Here is a 15,112-nt window from a genome sequence, read left to right as displayed (position 1 = left end):
CTTTCAGTCGGGTTAGACCGCTCCGGACAGAGGGAGAGCGCATGGCGGCAACCGGCATCGCCGTTCGGGGACCACGCAGTCTGCTGAGGCAGATTCGCGAGGCCATGGCCGGGGCAGGCCCCGCCCAGGGCAAGCTCGACATGGTGGTGCGCACCATCGCCATCTCGATGGTCGCCGAGGTCTGCTCGATCTATCTGCGCCGCGCCTCCGGCGATCTGGAACTGTTCGCCACCGAAGGCCTGGCCCCCGAAGCCGTCCACGTCACCCGGCTGAAGCCCGGCGAGGGCCTGGTCGGCGAGACCATGCGCATTGGCCGGCCGCTGAACCTGTCGGACGCCCCCAACCATCCGGCCTTCGCCTACCGGCCTGAAACCGGCGAAGATCCCTACCATGCCTTCATGGCCGTACCCCTGCTGCGCGGCGGGCGGGCGATCGGCGTGCTGGTCGTCCAGAACCGCACCGAGCGCACCTATGGCGACGAGGAGGTCGAGGACCTCCAGATCATCGCCATGGTCCTGGCCGAGATGGTGTCGTCCAGCGAACTGCTGGGCATGGACGAACTCAAGGACGTCGAGATTGCGCCCCACAAGCCCGAGCGGCTGAAGGGCGCACGCTTCGCCGAGGGCCTGGCCTATGGGGTGGCGGTGCTGCACGAGCAGCCGGTGGCTCCCGAGCAGCTGCTGTCGGAGGACTCGGCCGCCGAGGAGATCCGCCTGAAGACGGCGGTCACGGCCCTGCAAAGCCAGATCGACGAGATGCTGGAAGGCCAGGGCGGGCTGGTCGGTGCCTCCTATGAGGTGCTCGACACCTACAGGCTGTTTGCCCATGACCGCGGCTGGAACCGGGGCCTCGAAGAGGCCGTGCGTTCGGGCCTGACCGCCGAAGCCGCCGTCGAGCGCGTGCGCTCCGAGCACCGCGCCCGGCTGGGCCAGGCCCGCGACCCCTATCTGCGCGAGCGCCTGCACGATCTGGAAGACCTCAATGACCGGCTGCTGCGACACCTGTCGGGGGATGTCCATGCCGTGCGTCAGTTGCCGGACGACGCCATCCTGATCGCCCGCAATCTCGGCCCTGCCGACCTGCTGGAATATGATCGCACCAAGCTGAAGGGTATCCTGCTCGAGGAGGGGTCGGCGGCCAGCCATGCCGGTATCGTGGCCCGTGCCCTGGACATTCCCTGCGTCGGTCGCCTGGCCGGCCTGCGCGACCGGGTCAGCGAAGGCGACCCCGTGGTGGTCGACGCTGAAACCGCCGAGGCCTGGCTGCGGCCGCGTCCCGATGTGGTCAAGGCCCTGCGGGCCCGGATGGAGGTCCGCGCCCAGCGCAAGGCCGAGTTCGCCCGCCTGCGCGACACGCCCGCGTTCACCAAGGACGGTGCCAAGGTCACCCTGCTGATGAACGCCGGACTGGCGGTGGATCTGGACATTCTGGGCGAGACCGGGGCCGAAGGCATCGGCCTGTTCCGCACCGAATTCCAGTTCATGGTCGCCGAGGAAATGCCCCGGCTGGAAGCCCAGACCGCACTCTATGAGAAGGTGCTCGAGGCCGCCAACGGCATGCCGGTGACCTTCCGGACCCTCGACCTGGGCGGTGACAAGCTGCTGCCCTACATGGAGATGGAGCGCGAGGACAATCCGGCCCTGGGCTGGCGCGCCATCCGCATGGGGCTGGACCGTCCGGCCCTGCTGCGCATGCAGATCCGGGCCCTGATCAAGGCGGCCCATGGTCGGGCCCTGCGCATCATGTTCCCGCTGGTGGCCAATGTGGACGAGTTCCGCGCCGCCCGGGCCTATGTCGACCAGGAAGTGGCCTGGGCCCTGAAGCGCGGTCGGCCGGCTCCGGCCCGCCTCGATGTCGGGGCGATGATCGAGGCACCGTCCCTGCTCTGGCATCTGGACGCCCTGCTGCCGATGACCGATTTCGTCTCGGTCGGCACCAATGACCTGATGCAGTATCTGTTCGCCGCCGACCGTGGCAATCCGCGCATGGCCGATCGGTACGACCCGCTGTCGCCGGCGGCCCTGCGGGCCCTGAAGACCATCCAGCAGGCCTGCGAGGATACCGGGACGCCGGTTTCGGTCTGCGGAGAGATGGCGGGCCGGCCGCTGGAGGCCTTCGCCCTGGTGGCCCTGGGCTTTGATCGACTGTCGATGCCGCCGGCCGGGATCGGACCGGTCAAGCAGATGGTTCTGTCGTGCGATCGCGAGGCCGCGCGGCGCAATGTCGAGGCCCTGCTCAAGACCTCGGCGGGGTCGCTTCGGGGAGAGATCGAAACCCTCGCCCGCAAGCTTTATGTCGCCGTCTGAGCCAAAGGCCCGTTAACCATGCTTGCACGTTTAGTGTATTGAATCCGATAACTTAGTTTGATATCCACAAAGAACTGTTAAGAACTTCGTTTGAAGCGAAGTCGGGTGGGGCACGGCGCTCTCGCGCCGCGCGAATTTTGGGGTGATATTGCCGCAATGGCGCTGGATACGGGCAGTGTAAGGCACTTGCATCTGGTTTCCGACGCTGAGTCCGACGAGGGCTTCGCCGCCGTCGGGCAGCCGTCGGTTGATGAGGGTGTCGATATCGGCATCGCGCTCCGCGCCGCCCGGACCTTCCGCGGACTGACCACCCAGGACGTGGCGGACGCCACCCGTATTCGCCTGAGCTATATCGACGCCCTCGAGGACCTGCGGCTGGAAGACCTGCCGTCGCGGCCTTTCACCATCGGCTATGTCCGGGCCTATGCCCAATTGCTCGGCCTGGACGGCGAAGCCGCCGTTCTACGATTCAAAAGCGATGTGCCCGACGATGGCGGCGAGCTACGGGCCCCGGTCGGCGTGCGCCACGAAGGCGATCCGCGCCTGGCCCTGGTGCTGATCGCCGGTCTGCTGATGGTCGGTGCCATCCTGCTGTGGAACGTCGCTCAACGGGCCATGTCCAAGGACGCGCCGACCGCCCAGGTCGCCGCCGAGACGACGGCCGTTCGTCCGGCCTCGGCACCGGCCGGTTCGGCCGTGGCCCTGGGCGCGCCCCTGCCGGCCCCGGTCGAGTCCACCACCCCCGAGCCCTACAAGACGCCGGGTCTCGACGACGCGGCCGCCAATGGCGGTTCGGCCGACGCGGCCAATGCCGCGTCAAAGGCCCGTGCCACGGCCCTGGCGGCGGGCGAGGGCGAGATCGATCTGGCCCATGTCGCTGCCCTGGGCTCAAGCTTCAAGCCGCGTGGCGTGGTCCACGGTGCAAATGAAGCTGACAGTTCGGGCGTGATCCTGCTGGCCCGCAAGGCCGCCACCTTGGTGGTGCGCGGCGCGGATGGTTCGGTCTATTTTGCCCGTCAGCTCAATGCCGGTGAGGCCTTCCGTGCGCCCCGCACGGCCGGTTTGACGGCCGATGTCTCCGATCCCGCCAATTTCGATGTCTATTCGGGCGGTGTGCTGACGGGGCGGCTGACCGCCAAGCAGACCTGGCTGAGCAAGCTGGGCAAGCCGGCGGCCTGATCCGGCGTTAAGCCTCCAGGACGGCCTTGGGTTCCGCGTTCAAAAGCCCTAGATTGTCGCCATGGCCGCTGACCACACTCACCTTCGTCCCTGGCGCTCGATCGAGCGTCGCAAGTCGCGCAAGATTCGCGTTGGCTCCGTCGAGGTGGGCGGCGATGCGCCCATCACCGTCCAGTCGATGACCAATACCCTGACCAGCGACGCTGCGGCGACGCTGGAGCAGATCCGTCAGCTGGAAGAAGCCGGGGCCGATATCGTGCGGGTCTCGTGCCCGGACACAGACTCGACCGCGGCCTTCAAGACCATCGCCCGGGAGAGCCGGGTGCCGCTCGTGGCCGACATCCATTTTCACTACAAGCGCGGCATTGAGGCAGCCCAGGCCGGCGCGGCCTGTCTGAGGATCAATCCGGGCAACATCGGCAGCCCCGACCGCGTGCGGGACGTCATCCAGGCGGCCCGCGACCATGGCTGTTCGATGCGGATCGGCGTCAATGCCGGCTCGCTGGAGCGGGAGCTGCTGGAAAAGTACGGCGAGCCGTGCCCGGACGCCATGGTCGAGAGCGCCCTCAACCATGCCCGCATCCTGCAGGATCACGACTTCCACGAGTTCAAGATCAGCGTAAAGGCGTCCGACCCGTTCATGACGGTGGCGGCCTATTATCAGCTGGCCGAGCGCATTGATTGCCCGCTGCACCTGGGCGTTACCGAGGCCGGCGCCCTGCGCACCGGCACGGTGAAGTCCTCCATCGGCATCGGCGCAATGCTGTGGGCCGGCATTGGCGACACCATCCGGGTCAGCCTCGCAGCGGATCCGGTCGAAGAGATCAAGGTCGGCTTCGATATTCTCAAGTCGCTGGGTCTGCGCCACCGCGGTGTCAACATCATCGCCTGCCCGTCCTGCGCCCGGCAGGGCTTCAATGTCATCAAGACGGTTGAAGCCCTGGAGGAGCGTCTGGCCCACATCAGCCAGCCGATGTCGCTGTCGATCATCGGCTGCGTGGTCAATGGACCGGGCGAGGCCCTGATGACCGACCTCGGCTTCACCGGCGGCGGTGCCGGTTCGGGCATGGTCTATATGGCCGGCAAGCCCGATCACAAGCAGTCCAATGACGGCATGATCGAGCACATTGTCGAGCTGGTCGAGAAGCGCGCGGCCGAGCTGAAAGCGGCAGAGGCAACCGGCTCGATCGCGGCCGAATAGGCCGTCAGGCTCAGATCACCGCCCGCAGTCGCTCATTGACGTCCGTCACGGCCGCCGAGACGATCCGCAGGCCCTGTTCGAGGGTCTCCAGGTCGGCTGCAGCCCCCAGGCACAGCCGTACCCCGGTGGTCAGTCCTGCAGCGACGACCGGCGCGGCCGGCGGGGTGACCTCGACGCCCCGGCGCAGGGCCCGGCCTGCCAGCCGTTCAGCCTCCAGATCCGACATCGGCAACCAGACATGCGGCGCGCTGTCTGACATCGGGGCCTCGACGGCTGGCCCCAGGATCTCCCGCGCCAGGGCCAGTCGGGCGGTCATGTCTGCGCGGACTTCGCTGACGATGGCGTCGGCTGTGCCATCCTCGATCCACTGGGTTGCAATCAGGCCACCAAGGCTGGGCGGCGCATAGGTCAGGGCGCGGACGGTGCGCAGGACCCTGTCCTGCAGATCGGCCTGGGGCACGATCAGGAAGCCTGTGCGCAGGCCCGGGGCCAGGGACTTCGAGACGCCCGAGACATGAAAGGTCCGCTCCGGTGCCAGGACCGCAAAGGGCGGTGGCGCGTCCGGCGCATAGACGGCGTAGATGTCGTCCTCGATGATCCAGAGGTCGTGCCGCCGGGCCACGGCGACGATCTGGTTGCGGCGGTCCTCGCTCATGATCCGGCCGGTCGGGTTCTGCAGGGTGGGCTGGATCATCACGACCTTGAAGTCGCCGGTCGCGGCGGCCTCGGCCAGGGCGTCCGGGCGCAAGCCCTCGGCATCCATGGCCAGGCCCCGGAGGCCATAGCCCATGTGTTCGGCCAGGGCCTTGACGCCATAGAAGGTCGAGGCTTCGCAAAGGACGCTGTCGCCCCACCGCGCCACAGCGCCGAAGGCCAGGGCCAGGCCCTGCTGCGCTCCGGCGGTGCAGACCAGTCGGGTCCAGTCCGCCCCGACCACCCCGCCGCTGCGCGCCAGCCACGCCGCGCCGCTTCGCCTCTGGGCCTCGTGGCCGGCGGAGGGGGCATAGTCGAGGTGATCGGCCAGGTCGGAGCGCCGACGCAGGCGGGTCATGGACTCAGCCAGTCTGGCCCGGGCGGGTCCACGCGGCGCGATGTTATGGGCCAGGTTGATCGGGCCGCTCTCGGCGCGTTCCGCCATGGCCCGGGTGGCAGCGCCGCGGACGAAGCTGCCCCGGCCCACATGGGCCTCAACCAGCCCCGCCTTCTCGGCCTCGACATAGGCGCGGGTGACGGTGCCCAGTCCCAGGCCCAGCCGGTGGGCCAGGTCCCTTTGCGGCGGCAGGCGCGTTCCGGCCGCCAGGGCACCGGCGGTGATGTCGGCGCGCAGGGCGTCCAGCAACCGCTCATAGATCGGGGCGTCGCCGGGCGGCAGGGTCGGGGTCCAGATCGTCATCCGAAATCTCTATATTGTTCCAGAGACAATACTCCTTTTGACTCATGGATCAATCTTGAACATCCCTGTGACATTCTCCCGTCTGGAGCGTCACATGACCCACGACCTGCTGCTTGCCTTTGTCCTGTTCGCCTTCGCCACGGCAGGAACCCCCGGCCCCAACAACATGATGTTGCTGGCCTCGGGGGCGAATTTCGGCTTCCGGCGGACGATCCTGCACATCCTCGGGATCAGCGCAGGGCTGGGGCTGATGGTGGTTGCCATGGGCTGGGGCCTGTCCGGTGTGTTCAGGGCCTATCCGGTCCTGCACGAGATCCTGAAATGGGTCGGGGCCGCCTACATGCTGTGGCTGGCCTGGAAGATCGCCACGGCAACGGGGTTCAATGACCGATCGGCCGGTGGCGAGCCGATGACCTTCCTGCAGGCTGCCGGCTTTCAGTGGCTCAATCCCAAGGCCTGGGCCATGGCTCTTGGTGCCGCCACCACCTACATGCCGGAAGGCGGCGGCCGCCTGACGGTGTTGATCCTGGCCGGAACCTTCATGCTGGTCGGCGCGCCGTGCAGCGCCGCCTGGGCCGGTTTCGGCCAGGGGCTCAGGCGATTTCTCGACCGGCCGGCCATTCTGCGGACTTTCAATGTCAGCATGGCCGTCTTGCTCGTGGCCTCGCTCTATCCCTTGCTGGGCAAGTTCCAGGCGTGACAGGCCGGGGCAGGGGCGCCACCCTGCGAGGATGCGCATCCTCCTCGCCCTCACGGCCGCCATCGCCGCCATCGCCTTGCCCGCTGCGGCTGCCCCCGAAGCGAGCGGGAATCTCAAGGTTACGGTGGCCGGACGGGACACGATCGTCCTGACGCCCGCGGAGGTGAAGGCCCTGCCGCGCGGCCGGGCGACTATCCAGGTCAAGGGACAGCCAGTGGTCTATGAAGGTGCCGTCTTGCACGACGCCCTGCTGAAGGCGGGCGTGATTTCGGGTGAGCGCCTGATGGGCCGCTACCTGAACCAGATTGTCATCCTGCGCGCGGCCGATGGCTTTAGCAGCATCCTGTCGCTCGCCGAGACCGATCCGGTCTATCGCGCCAATCCGGTGATCCTGGCTGATACGGTCAATGGCCAAGACCTTGACGCCCGCGAAGGGCCCTATCGGGTGGTGGTCGATGGCGACCTGCGCCCGTCGCGGTCGCCGCGGGGTGTGGTGTCCATTGAGGTCAGGCCGGCCTTCTGACCTGGATCCAAAGGCGAGGCCGGGCGATCAGGTCTTGGCGGTCAGGTCTTGCGGCTTGACCTGCCCGCCTCTGGCGACGATGGCGTCCACGGCCTCTGGATCGACCGCCGCGCTGAACAGGAAGCCCTGCGCATCGGTGCAGCCCATGTCGCGCAGCTGACTGCGCTGCTGGTCGGTCTCGACCCCTTCGGCGATCACCGACAGATTGAGGGCCTTGGCCAGGCCGACGATCGAGGCGACCAGGGCGCCGGCCTCGCTATCCTCGCCCAGGGGCGTGATGAAGCTGCGGTCGATCTTGATCTTGTCGATGGGATAGCGGCGCAGATAGCTGAGGCTGGAATAGCCGGTGCCGAAATCGTCGAGGGCCAGTGAGAAGCCCATCGCCCGCAGGCGTCCGATGGCCAAGTGGGTGGTTTCATCGTCGCCCAGCAGCGCGCCTTCGGTGATCTCAAGTTCGATCGAGCGCGGATGGGCTCCGGTTTCGATCAGCAGCGTGGCGACCTCACTGGGGAAGTCCTCCTGGCGCATCTGCAGGGCCGAGACGTTGACGGCCACCTTGATCCCCGGCCACCGGCGGCTGTCGGCGAACGCCTGGCGCATGACCAGCCGGCCGAGGTCTTCGATCAGGCCGCAGTCCTCCGCCAGGGGAACAAAGGTAGCCGGCGAGATCAGGCCCCGCGTCGGGTGAGCCCAGCGGGCCAGGGCCTCGACGCCGGTCATCTGGCCCGTGGTGTCGACCTGGGGCTGATAGACCAGGTGGACGCCGCCGTCGCTCAGGGCCCGCCTCAGATCAACCTCGAGACCTCGGCGGGCCTTGAGGGCCGCATCCATCTCGATTTCGAAGAAGCAGTAGCGGTTCCGGCCCTGCTCCTTGGCGCGATACATGGCGACATCGGCCCGACGGGCAGCCTCTTCCGCACCAATATAGGCCTCGGCGGCGTCGATCATGGCGACGCCGACCGACCCGCCGACAAAGACCTGACCGCAACTGAGATCGGCCGGCTCGCTCAGCGCCTTGACCAGCCGTTCGGCCAGGGCCGCCGCTCCGGCGGGATCGATCTCGGGAACGATCAGCGCAAATTCATCGCCGCCCAGGCGCGCGACGCTCTCGTTGGTGCGGCACAGGCCTGCCAGCCGGTCGGCCATCAGCCGGATCAGTTCGTCGCCGGCATTGTGGCCATGGGTGTCGTTGACGGCCTTGAAGCGGTCCAGATCGATTCCGAGCACCGCCATGGCTCCGCGCCTGCGGTCGAGGCCGGCGAGCGCCTGGTTCAGGCGCGCTTCAAACAGGCTCCGATTGGGCAGGCCGGTGAGGCTGTCGTGATGGGCCATGTGCTTGGCCCGCGCCTCGCTGGCGACCAGGCCCTTGGCGATGCGCCGGCTGCGCGAGGCGAAGATCACGACGGCGGCCGCCAGACAGCCGACCACCAGCAGGATGGGCACGACGGCCTTGCGCAACAGGGCCTGACCTGGACGGGTCGGTGTCCAGTCCATCGTCGCCACGATCCTGCCGGTCATGCTGCGAATGGACACCCGCGCATCCTGGGCCTTGGGTGTGGCGGCTCCCGGGTGAAGATGGATGCCGTCCAGCAGGAAGCGGCTCGACATGGTCTTGAGGAAGGACGCGTCCAGTTTCAGGGCGGTGATGATGATCGGGGCGCGACGCGCCTTCAGGGTGGCGCGGCCAAAGTCTGACTGCACCAGGCTGGCGGTCACTAGATAGGCCTCGCCGTTGATCAGTTCGTAGGAGCTCGTCTGCACCGGGGCGGACACCAGACCGCCATCGGCTCTCGGTGCGGTCACCCGCTTGATCCGGGCTTCCCGATCGCGGACGGCGCTCAGGACCGGAGCGAAGCTTTCGCCATGGGCCGAAAAGAAATCCGGGCTCAGTTCGCCGCCGACCTTTTGACCGAACACGCTGCGATTGTCGCTGTCGACGACGAAAATCAGGTCGAAACTGGACTGGGCCAGCAGATAGGACCCGACATTTTCCCGTGCCCACGACGGGTTGAAGCGGTTGCCGAGGTTCTCCACCGCATCGTCCCAGACCGATTGGGGGGCAATCGACCGTTCCAGATCCCGGGTCTTGGTCAGCAGGCCGCGTTCGACCATCGACTGGTCGTGAAGCATGGCGCTCTGGTCGACCCGGGCAGCGATCAGCAGCAGTACGGCGACCAGAACACCAACCATCAGCAGGCCCAGGGCGACCAGAGGCGTCGATAGGCGGGTCTCCAGACGGGTCATCAGGTGCAGGTCTCGGTTCGGCTCGGACAGGAGTCCGGTTTCACCGATCAATGGGGGGACTTGGCTAAGCTTGACCTAATGGCCGGTGGTCATTTTGTCGCAGGGGCGGCAGAGGCCACATGACCTCTTTGTAATTTGCCATTCGATGCACTTTGCAAATAAAAGTACTTCATCGGCAATCAAGCCGAGGGAGAAACAGACATGCAACGCCTTGCCGCCGCCGCCCTGATCGCCGCTGTTGCCTTTGCCGGCACGGCCTCGGCCGGAACCGTCAACCTCACCCTGGACGGCGTCCAGCCCCGGGGCGGCAGAATCCTGGTCACGGTCCAGAGCCGCGATCAGTTCATGAAGCCGGCCCAGACCAGCGGTGCGGTGCTGGACGGTTCGTCGAGCGGTCAGCTGAAGGTGGCCCTGCCCAATGTTCCGGCCGGCGACTATGCGATCTCGGTCCTGCACGATGCCGACCAGAGCTGGGGCATGACGATGGGTGCCGATGGCAAGCCTGCCGAAGGCTGGACGATGAACAAGGCCGGCGATCTGCGGTCCAAGCCGACCTTCGATCAGGTCAAGGTGTCGCTGGATGGCGATGCCTCGCTGACCCAGACCATGATGTATCCGAAGTAGTCGTTTTCACGCCGGGGTGACGTCAGGCCGCTCGGGGGGTACAGAGACCGCCCGTTCCCCTCAAAGCACGTGACGTCACCCTTGCGACTGCCCCAGGCCCGACTCGACCAGGTTCTCGACCGTTTCCGCGAAGTGGAGGCCCGCATGGGCGCCGCTACCGACGGGACCGAGATCGTCAAGCTCTCCAAGGAGTACGCCGAACTGCGTCCGGTGGCCGAGGCCGTTGAGACCCTGGCCAAGCTGGCCGCTGAGCGCACGGGCCTGGAAGAGATGGCCGGCGATCCGGACATGGCCGAGATGGCCCGCGACGAGATGGCTGCTCTGGATGAGAAGCTGCCCGTGCTCGAGCGCGACCTGGCCCTGATGCTCGCCCCCAAGGACAAGGACGAGAACGCCTCGGCGATTCTGGAAGTCCGGGCCGGAACCGGCGGTGACGAAGCGGCGCTGTTCGCCGGCGACCTGTTCCGCATGTACCAGCGCTATGCCCAGAGCCAGGGCTGGCGGGTCGAGGTCGACAGCATCTCGGAAGGCGAGATGGGCGGCTATAAGGAAATCATCGCCTCGATCACCGGCGACGGCGTCTTTGGCCGTCTGAAGTTCGAGAGCGGCGTGCACCGGGTGCAACGCGTTCCGGAAACCGAAGCCCAAGGCCGCATCCACACCTCGGCCGCCACCGTCGCGGTGCTGCCCGAAGTGGAAGATGTCGAGATCGAGATCAACGAGGCCGACATCCGGATCGACACCTACCGTTCGTCGGGGGCCGGCGGCCAGCACGTCAACAAGACAGACTCGGCCGTGCGGATCACCCACATCCCGACCGGCGTGGTGGTCACGTCGTCGGAAAAGAGCCAGCACCAGAACCGCGCCCGGGCGATGAAGAACCTCAAGGCGCGCCTCTACGACATGCAGCGCGAGGCGCTCGACACCGCCCGCTCCGATGCCCGCAAGAGCCAGGTCGGCAGCGGCGACCGTTCGGAGCGCATCCGCACCTACAACTTCCCGCAGGGCCGGGTCACCGATCACCGCATCAACCTGACCCTCTACAATCTGGGCAAGGTGATGGAGGGCGAGGCCCTGGATGATGTGATCAAGCCGCTGATCGCCGAGGACCAGGCCGCCCGTCTGGCCACCCTCGAAGATGGCTACAACTGATGGCCTTCACCCGGACCTATGACGAGGAAGAGCCTCAGCGGGTCAACAAATGGCTGGCCCAGGCCGGGGTCTGCTCGCGCCGCGAGGCCGAGGCCCTGATCGCCGATGGCCTGGTCTCCATCGACGGCGAGACCGTCGAGGATGTCGGCCGCAAGATCCTGCCCGGTCAGACCCTGGTCCTGGCCGACCGTGCGACCGACAAGCTGGATTCCAGCCTGACGATCATGATCCACAAGCCGGTCGGCATCGTCTCGTCCCAGCCCGATCCCGGCCAGATCCCGGCTGTGCGTCTGCTGAAGCGCGAGACGCTCTGGGCACACGAGGCGATCATTCCGAATTTCAGCAACCGCCTGGCCCCGGTGGGGCGGCTGGACATGGACTCGCGCGGTCTGCTGATCCTGTCGGAGGACGGGGTGGTGGCCAAGGCCGTGATCGGCCCGCAGTCCGAGCTGGAAAAAGAATACCGCGTCGCCATCATGGGCGAGATCACCGAAGAGAAGCTGGAGCTGATGCGCTTCGGCCTCGAACTGGACGGTCGCGAGCTGCGCCCGGCCCATGTGGAGGTGATCTCCGACCAGCGCCTGCGCGTCATCCTGCAGGAGGGCCGCAACCGCCAGATTCGCCGGATGTGCGAGCTGCTGGAGTGGAAGGTCGTCGACCTGTTCCGCGTCCGCGTTGGCTCCCTGACCCTCGGCGACATGCCCGAGGGCTATTGGCGGCCCCTGACCGCCGAAGAGCGGGCGGGCCTGATCGCGGGCTGATAGCCAGCGTTCGCCACATCATCTTTTGAGTTCCAGGGTTTGGTTTGAATTTTCGGTCTAGATCAACAAGCATGCTGCACCTGTGGCAGAGCTTAAGTCATCTCGTTTCAGTGAAGCTCTACGGTGTTTTCCGCGATCATGACGTGGCAAAAGGCGGCGGGAAGTGCGCCATGTCTTTGCCATGTACGGAACATACACAGTCGCAACGGTCGAAATCGGAATTCGATCCGGACGTCACTGAAGGCAATTTCATGAACTTGACCGTCGCAAAGACCATCAGGCCCGCTATGCGGTGCGTCATCGGGCTGGCGACGATCTTTGCGCCCATGGTGGTCGCGGCCATGGAGCATCCTGACGCAGCCCGAAACAGGCCGGCCCCGATGGTTCGACGGCTGCTAGACGGGATCGCTGCCCGGCCCCAGCAACCCGTGCGGCAGGAACTGGTCTGGAGCGGCACGGATGTTGACGGCGACGGCGCGGCCGACTTCGCCAATCCCACCGGCGGGATGCCGCGCGGGCATGACGAGTTTGGCGAAGGCCAGTTCGGTGCCCGCCGTGACGGCGGTGCGCGCAGCCATGAGGGCGTCGACTACGTCGCCGTCGCCGGTCAGGACGTCAGGGCTCCCATCTCGGGCTATGTCACCAAGATCGGCCTGGCCTATGCCGGCTCGCCCGACCTGCAGTTCGTCGAGATCACCAATCCGGCCCTCGGCTATGTCGCCCGCGCCTTCTATGTGTCGCCCGAGGTCAAGGTCGGAGAGGTCGTGCGCCTGGGCGAGGCCATCGGCCGCGTCGAGAGCCTGCAGCGGCACTATCCCGGCATTACCGACCACGTGCATCTGGAAGTCCTGCAGCCCGGTGGCGAGCGGGTGAATGCCGCCCGGCTGATCGTGACCAAGCTGGTCGCCAAGGCCTAGGCCTGCAGGAGGCCCGGGGCGGGGCAGGCCACAATCCCAAAGTCTCGCGGAACTTCACCGTGCCCTGGCCATTATGCCCATGCGCCGGCCTGCGAGCCAGGGCGGCAGGTTTAGATACCGTCGTCACGACGGCCATCGCCGGGTCCAGGCCCGGAAGGGTCGGAGCGGCTTGCAGGAAAGACCAAGGGCATGACCGAGCGAACAGGCAGCCGGACAGGCAAGACCCTGATGATCGTCGAGGACGAGGTCCTGGTCGCCATGATCCTTCGCGATGAACTGGCCGACGCCGGCTACGAGGTCCTTGACCTGACCGATCGTCATGCAGAGGCTCTGGAGGTCGCGCGGACCAGTCGGCCGGATCTGGCCCTGGTCAATATCCAGCTTGCCGGCCGCGATGACGGCATCGCCCTGGCGGAAAATCTCAAGACCCTGGGGATCCCCGTCCTGTTGATCAGCGGACAGATCAGCCGGGCGCGTTCGGCCCAGACCGTGGCGATCGGATCGCTGCCCAAGCCCTATGACGCCGCCGACATGGTGCTGGCCGTGAACTATCTGCTGGCCCGACTGGCCGGCGATGCATCCCTGCCGAGACCGGAGCGGCTGGAGGTGTTCGAACATGCCGGCTTCGATCTGTCACCGGCCGCCTAGAGGGCTTTCTTCAGCACCAGGAATCGCAGGCCTTCGACCTTAGGCGCGCCAAAGCGCGGGTCACCATAGGGGAAGGGCTCGGTCTCGCCGGTCGGGGCATAGCCCCGTCGGCCATACCAGGCGATCAGGCTGTCGCGTCCCTCGATGACGGTCATCTTGCCGGTCTTGCCGCCCTTGGCGCGGGCGTGGCTTTCAGCCGCCTCCAGCAGGGTTCGGCCGAGGCCCCCGGCCTGACGCTGCGGATCGACCGTGACCATGCCGATCATCCAGACATCGCCCGGCAGGGGTTCGACCCAGACGCAGCCGAAAGGCGCGGCCTCGGGGGCCTCGCGCAGTGTCAGGACGGTTGAGCCCGGCTTGTGGGTCAGGTCTTCGCTCAGGGTTTGCAGGTCGGTGCGCTGTCCGCCGAGAATATGGGACTCGCTGGTCCAGCCGCGCTCTGCGCTCTCGCCGCGATAGGCCGAATTGACCAGGGCGACGATGGCGGGAAGGTCGTGGTCCTGGGCGGGGACGATCAGCATGCAGGGCTCCGGTCAAATCGAGGCGGACCTAGCCACGACCGGCGGGGTTTTCCAAGCCGGTTCAACGCGGGCAGGACGCTCCGGGGAATGGTCCTCCTGCCGCGCTTGTTTTCGCGTCCGGACTGGTCGATTCTGGCCAGCATGGAAGCCCGCATCGCCGCCGTCTATCGCCATCCCGTCAAGGGGTTCACGCCCGAGCGCCTTGAGGGTGCCGATCTGGTCGCCGGGGCCTGTTTTCCCTGCGACAGGCTCTTTGCGGTCGAGGACGGGCCAAGCGGCTTTGATCCGGCCGCCCCGGTGCATATCTCGAAGATGAAGTTTGCGGTCCTGGCCAAGATTCCGGCCGTGGCCCGGGCCCGTACGGCCTTTGATGAGGCGACGGGCATTCTGCGGGTTCAGGCCGAGGGGCGGCCGGACTTCGCCGGCGACCTGAGGTCGGCGCAAGGCCGCGCGGGACTGGAGGCCTGGCTGACCGGCCTGCTCGGGGCGGACCTGTCAGGTCCCTTGCGGGTGGTCGAGGGGCCGGGTGCCTACCGGTTCATGGACAGCCGCTCGGGCTATGTCTCGGTGGTCAACCTGGCCAGCGTGCGCGATCTGGAAGCGCGGCTCGGCCGCCCCGTCGACCCGCTGCGCTTTCGGGCCAATCTCTATGTCGAGGGCTGGCCCGCCTGGATCGAGAATGACTGGACGGGTCGCACCCTGAAGCTCGGCGAGGCCTCGGCCGAGGTGCTCAAGCCCATCGTCCGTTGCGCGGCGACCCACGTCGATCCCGCGACGGCCGAGAAGGACATCGAGGTGGTGAAGGCCTTGTTCGACCTCTATGGCCACATGCACTGCGGCCTCTATCTGAATGTCACCCAGGGCGGGCGGGTCAGGCAGGGGGATGCGCTGGTCCTGGTCTGAGCCGCGCACTCTTGCATCCGCTCGCACTCGGGAGCATTCA

Annotated in this window: 14 protein-coding genes; 11 read left to right on the top strand and 3 right to left on the bottom strand. The window is 66.9% G+C overall.

Annotation, left to right across the window (positions count from 1 at the left end):
* The first annotated feature begins 41 nt into the window (after positions 1–41).
* The 3 genes from ptsP to ispG all read left to right on the top strand — a co-directional run bounded on the left by ptsP (position 42) and on the right by ispG (position 4,686).
* Positions 42–2,306 carry a phosphoenolpyruvate--protein phosphotransferase gene (gene ptsP, locus ACW17U_RS13480; protein ID WP_062144287.1) on the top strand — a complete coding sequence of 755 codons (2,265 nt, stop codon included), beginning with the start codon at positions 42–44 and terminating at the stop codon, positions 2,304–2,306.
* 156 nt (positions 2,307–2,462) lie between these two features.
* Complete coding sequence (locus ACW17U_RS13475) at positions 2,463–3,485, top strand: helix-turn-helix domain-containing protein (protein ID WP_492053078.1); 1,023 nt, start codon at positions 2,463–2,465, stop codon at positions 3,483–3,485.
* 61 nt (positions 3,486–3,546) lie between these two features.
* Complete coding sequence (gene ispG, locus ACW17U_RS13470) at positions 3,547–4,686, top strand: flavodoxin-dependent (E)-4-hydroxy-3-methylbut-2-enyl-diphosphate synthase (RefSeq protein ID WP_062144293.1); 1,140 nt, start codon at positions 3,547–3,549, stop codon at positions 4,684–4,686.
* Positions 4,687–4,696: 10 nt separating this feature from the next.
* Here the strand turns inward: ispG and ACW17U_RS13465 are convergent, their stop codons facing one another.
* Complete coding sequence (locus ACW17U_RS13465; protein ID WP_492053076.1) at positions 4,697–6,079, bottom strand: aminotransferase-like domain-containing protein; 1,383 nt, start codon at positions 6,077–6,079, stop codon at positions 4,697–4,699.
* A 94-nt stretch (positions 6,080–6,173) separates the two neighbouring features.
* Between ACW17U_RS13465 and ACW17U_RS13460 the strand changes: the two genes are divergently transcribed.
* Entirely contained in the window at positions 6,174–6,779 is a 606-nt protein-coding gene (locus ACW17U_RS13460) for a LysE family translocator (protein WP_492053074.1), read from the top strand.
* Between the two features lie 31 nt (positions 6,780–6,810).
* Positions 6,811–7,302, top strand: coding sequence for a molybdopterin-dependent oxidoreductase (locus ACW17U_RS13455; RefSeq protein WP_492053072.1), 492 nt, complete (start codon positions 6,811–6,813; stop codon positions 7,300–7,302).
* Between the two features lie 27 nt (positions 7,303–7,329).
* On the opposite strand, the gene ACW17U_RS13450 is transcribed toward ACW17U_RS13455, so the two are convergent.
* Positions 7,330–9,546 carry a putative bifunctional diguanylate cyclase/phosphodiesterase gene (locus ACW17U_RS13450; RefSeq protein WP_492053071.1) on the bottom strand — a complete coding sequence of 739 codons (2,217 nt, stop codon included), beginning with the start codon at positions 9,544–9,546 and terminating at the stop codon, positions 7,330–7,332.
* Positions 9,547–9,747: 201 nt separating this feature from the next.
* On the opposite strand from ACW17U_RS13450, the gene ACW17U_RS13445 reads away from it, so the two are divergent.
* From ACW17U_RS13445 to ACW17U_RS13425, 5 genes are all read left to right on the top strand, one after another.
* Complete coding sequence (locus tag ACW17U_RS13445) at positions 9,748–10,170, top strand: DUF2141 domain-containing protein (RefSeq protein WP_492053069.1); 423 nt, start codon at positions 9,748–9,750, stop codon at positions 10,168–10,170.
* A gap of 81 nt (positions 10,171–10,251) precedes the next feature.
* Positions 10,252–11,322 carry a peptide chain release factor 1 gene (gene prfA / locus ACW17U_RS13440; protein ID WP_062144307.1) on the top strand — a complete coding sequence of 357 codons (1,071 nt, stop codon included), beginning with the start codon at positions 10,252–10,254 and terminating at the stop codon, positions 11,320–11,322.
* Positions 11,322–12,083, top strand: coding sequence for a pseudouridine synthase (locus ACW17U_RS13435; protein WP_062144310.1), 762 nt, complete (start codon positions 11,322–11,324; stop codon positions 12,081–12,083). The genes prfA and ACW17U_RS13435 overlap by 1 nt, the downstream gene beginning before the upstream one ends.
* A gap of 251 nt (positions 12,084–12,334) precedes the next feature.
* The gene (locus tag ACW17U_RS13430) at positions 12,335–13,000 is read left to right on the top strand and encodes a M23 family metallopeptidase (RefSeq protein WP_492053066.1); all 666 of its coding nucleotides are present in this window, start codon (positions 12,335–12,337) and stop codon (positions 12,998–13,000) included.
* A gap of 189 nt (positions 13,001–13,189) precedes the next feature.
* Positions 13,190–13,648 (top strand): response regulator, encoded by a 459-nt coding sequence (locus ACW17U_RS13425; RefSeq protein ID WP_492053064.1) that lies wholly within the window; start codon positions 13,190–13,192, stop codon positions 13,646–13,648.
* On the opposite strand, the gene ACW17U_RS13420 is transcribed toward ACW17U_RS13425, so the two are convergent.
* Positions 13,645–14,169: a GNAT family N-acetyltransferase gene (locus tag ACW17U_RS13420; protein ID WP_492053062.1), complete on the bottom strand. Its 525-nt coding sequence runs from the start codon at positions 14,167–14,169 to the stop codon at positions 13,645–13,647. The two genes, ACW17U_RS13425 and ACW17U_RS13420, sit on opposite strands and share 4 nt — an antisense overlap.
* A gap of 141 nt (positions 14,170–14,310) precedes the next feature.
* Between ACW17U_RS13420 and ACW17U_RS13415 the strand changes: the two genes are divergently transcribed.
* Positions 14,311–15,072: an MOSC domain-containing protein gene (locus tag ACW17U_RS13415; RefSeq protein WP_492055739.1), complete on the top strand. Its 762-nt coding sequence runs from the start codon at positions 14,311–14,313 to the stop codon at positions 15,070–15,072.
* Positions 15,073–15,112: the final 40 nt, after the last annotated feature.

Source organism: Caulobacter sp. AVps16, assembly GCF_058681455.1.
The sequence above is the reverse complement of the archived record's forward strand: the minus strand, read 5'-3'. Positions and strand labels throughout refer to the sequence as shown.

Coding starts and splice junctions, on each gene's coding strand:
- ACW17U_RS13465 (WP_492053076.1), bottom strand. CDS start 6,079: ATGACGATCTGGACCCCGACCCTGCCGCCCGGCGACGCCCCGATCTAT.
- ACW17U_RS13450 (WP_492053071.1), bottom strand. CDS start 9,546: ATGACCCGTCTGGAGACCCGCCTATCGACGCCTCTGGTCGCCCTGGGC.
- ptsP (WP_062144287.1), top strand. CDS start 42: ATGGCGGCAACCGGCATCGCCGTTCGGGGACCACGCAGTCTGCTGAGG.
- ACW17U_RS13415 (WP_492055739.1), top strand. CDS start 14,311: ATGGAAGCCCGCATCGCCGCCGTCTATCGCCATCCCGTCAAGGGGTTC.
- ACW17U_RS13420 (WP_492053062.1), bottom strand. CDS start 14,169: ATGCTGATCGTCCCCGCCCAGGACCACGACCTTCCCGCCATCGTCGCC.
- ispG (WP_062144293.1), top strand. CDS start 3,547: ATGGCCGCTGACCACACTCACCTTCGTCCCTGGCGCTCGATCGAGCGT.
- ACW17U_RS13445 (WP_492053069.1), top strand. CDS start 9,748: ATGCAACGCCTTGCCGCCGCCGCCCTGATCGCCGCTGTTGCCTTTGCC.
- ACW17U_RS13425 (WP_492053064.1), top strand. CDS start 13,190: ATGACCGAGCGAACAGGCAGCCGGACAGGCAAGACCCTGATGATCGTC.
- ACW17U_RS13430 (WP_492053066.1), top strand. CDS start 12,335: ATGAACTTGACCGTCGCAAAGACCATCAGGCCCGCTATGCGGTGCGTC.
- ACW17U_RS13460 (WP_492053074.1), top strand. CDS start 6,174: ATGACCCACGACCTGCTGCTTGCCTTTGTCCTGTTCGCCTTCGCCACG.
- ACW17U_RS13455 (WP_492053072.1), top strand. CDS start 6,811: ATGCGCATCCTCCTCGCCCTCACGGCCGCCATCGCCGCCATCGCCTTG.
- ACW17U_RS13475 (WP_492053078.1), top strand. CDS start 2,463: ATGGCGCTGGATACGGGCAGTGTAAGGCACTTGCATCTGGTTTCCGAC.
- ACW17U_RS13435 (WP_062144310.1), top strand. CDS start 11,322: ATGGCCTTCACCCGGACCTATGACGAGGAAGAGCCTCAGCGGGTCAAC.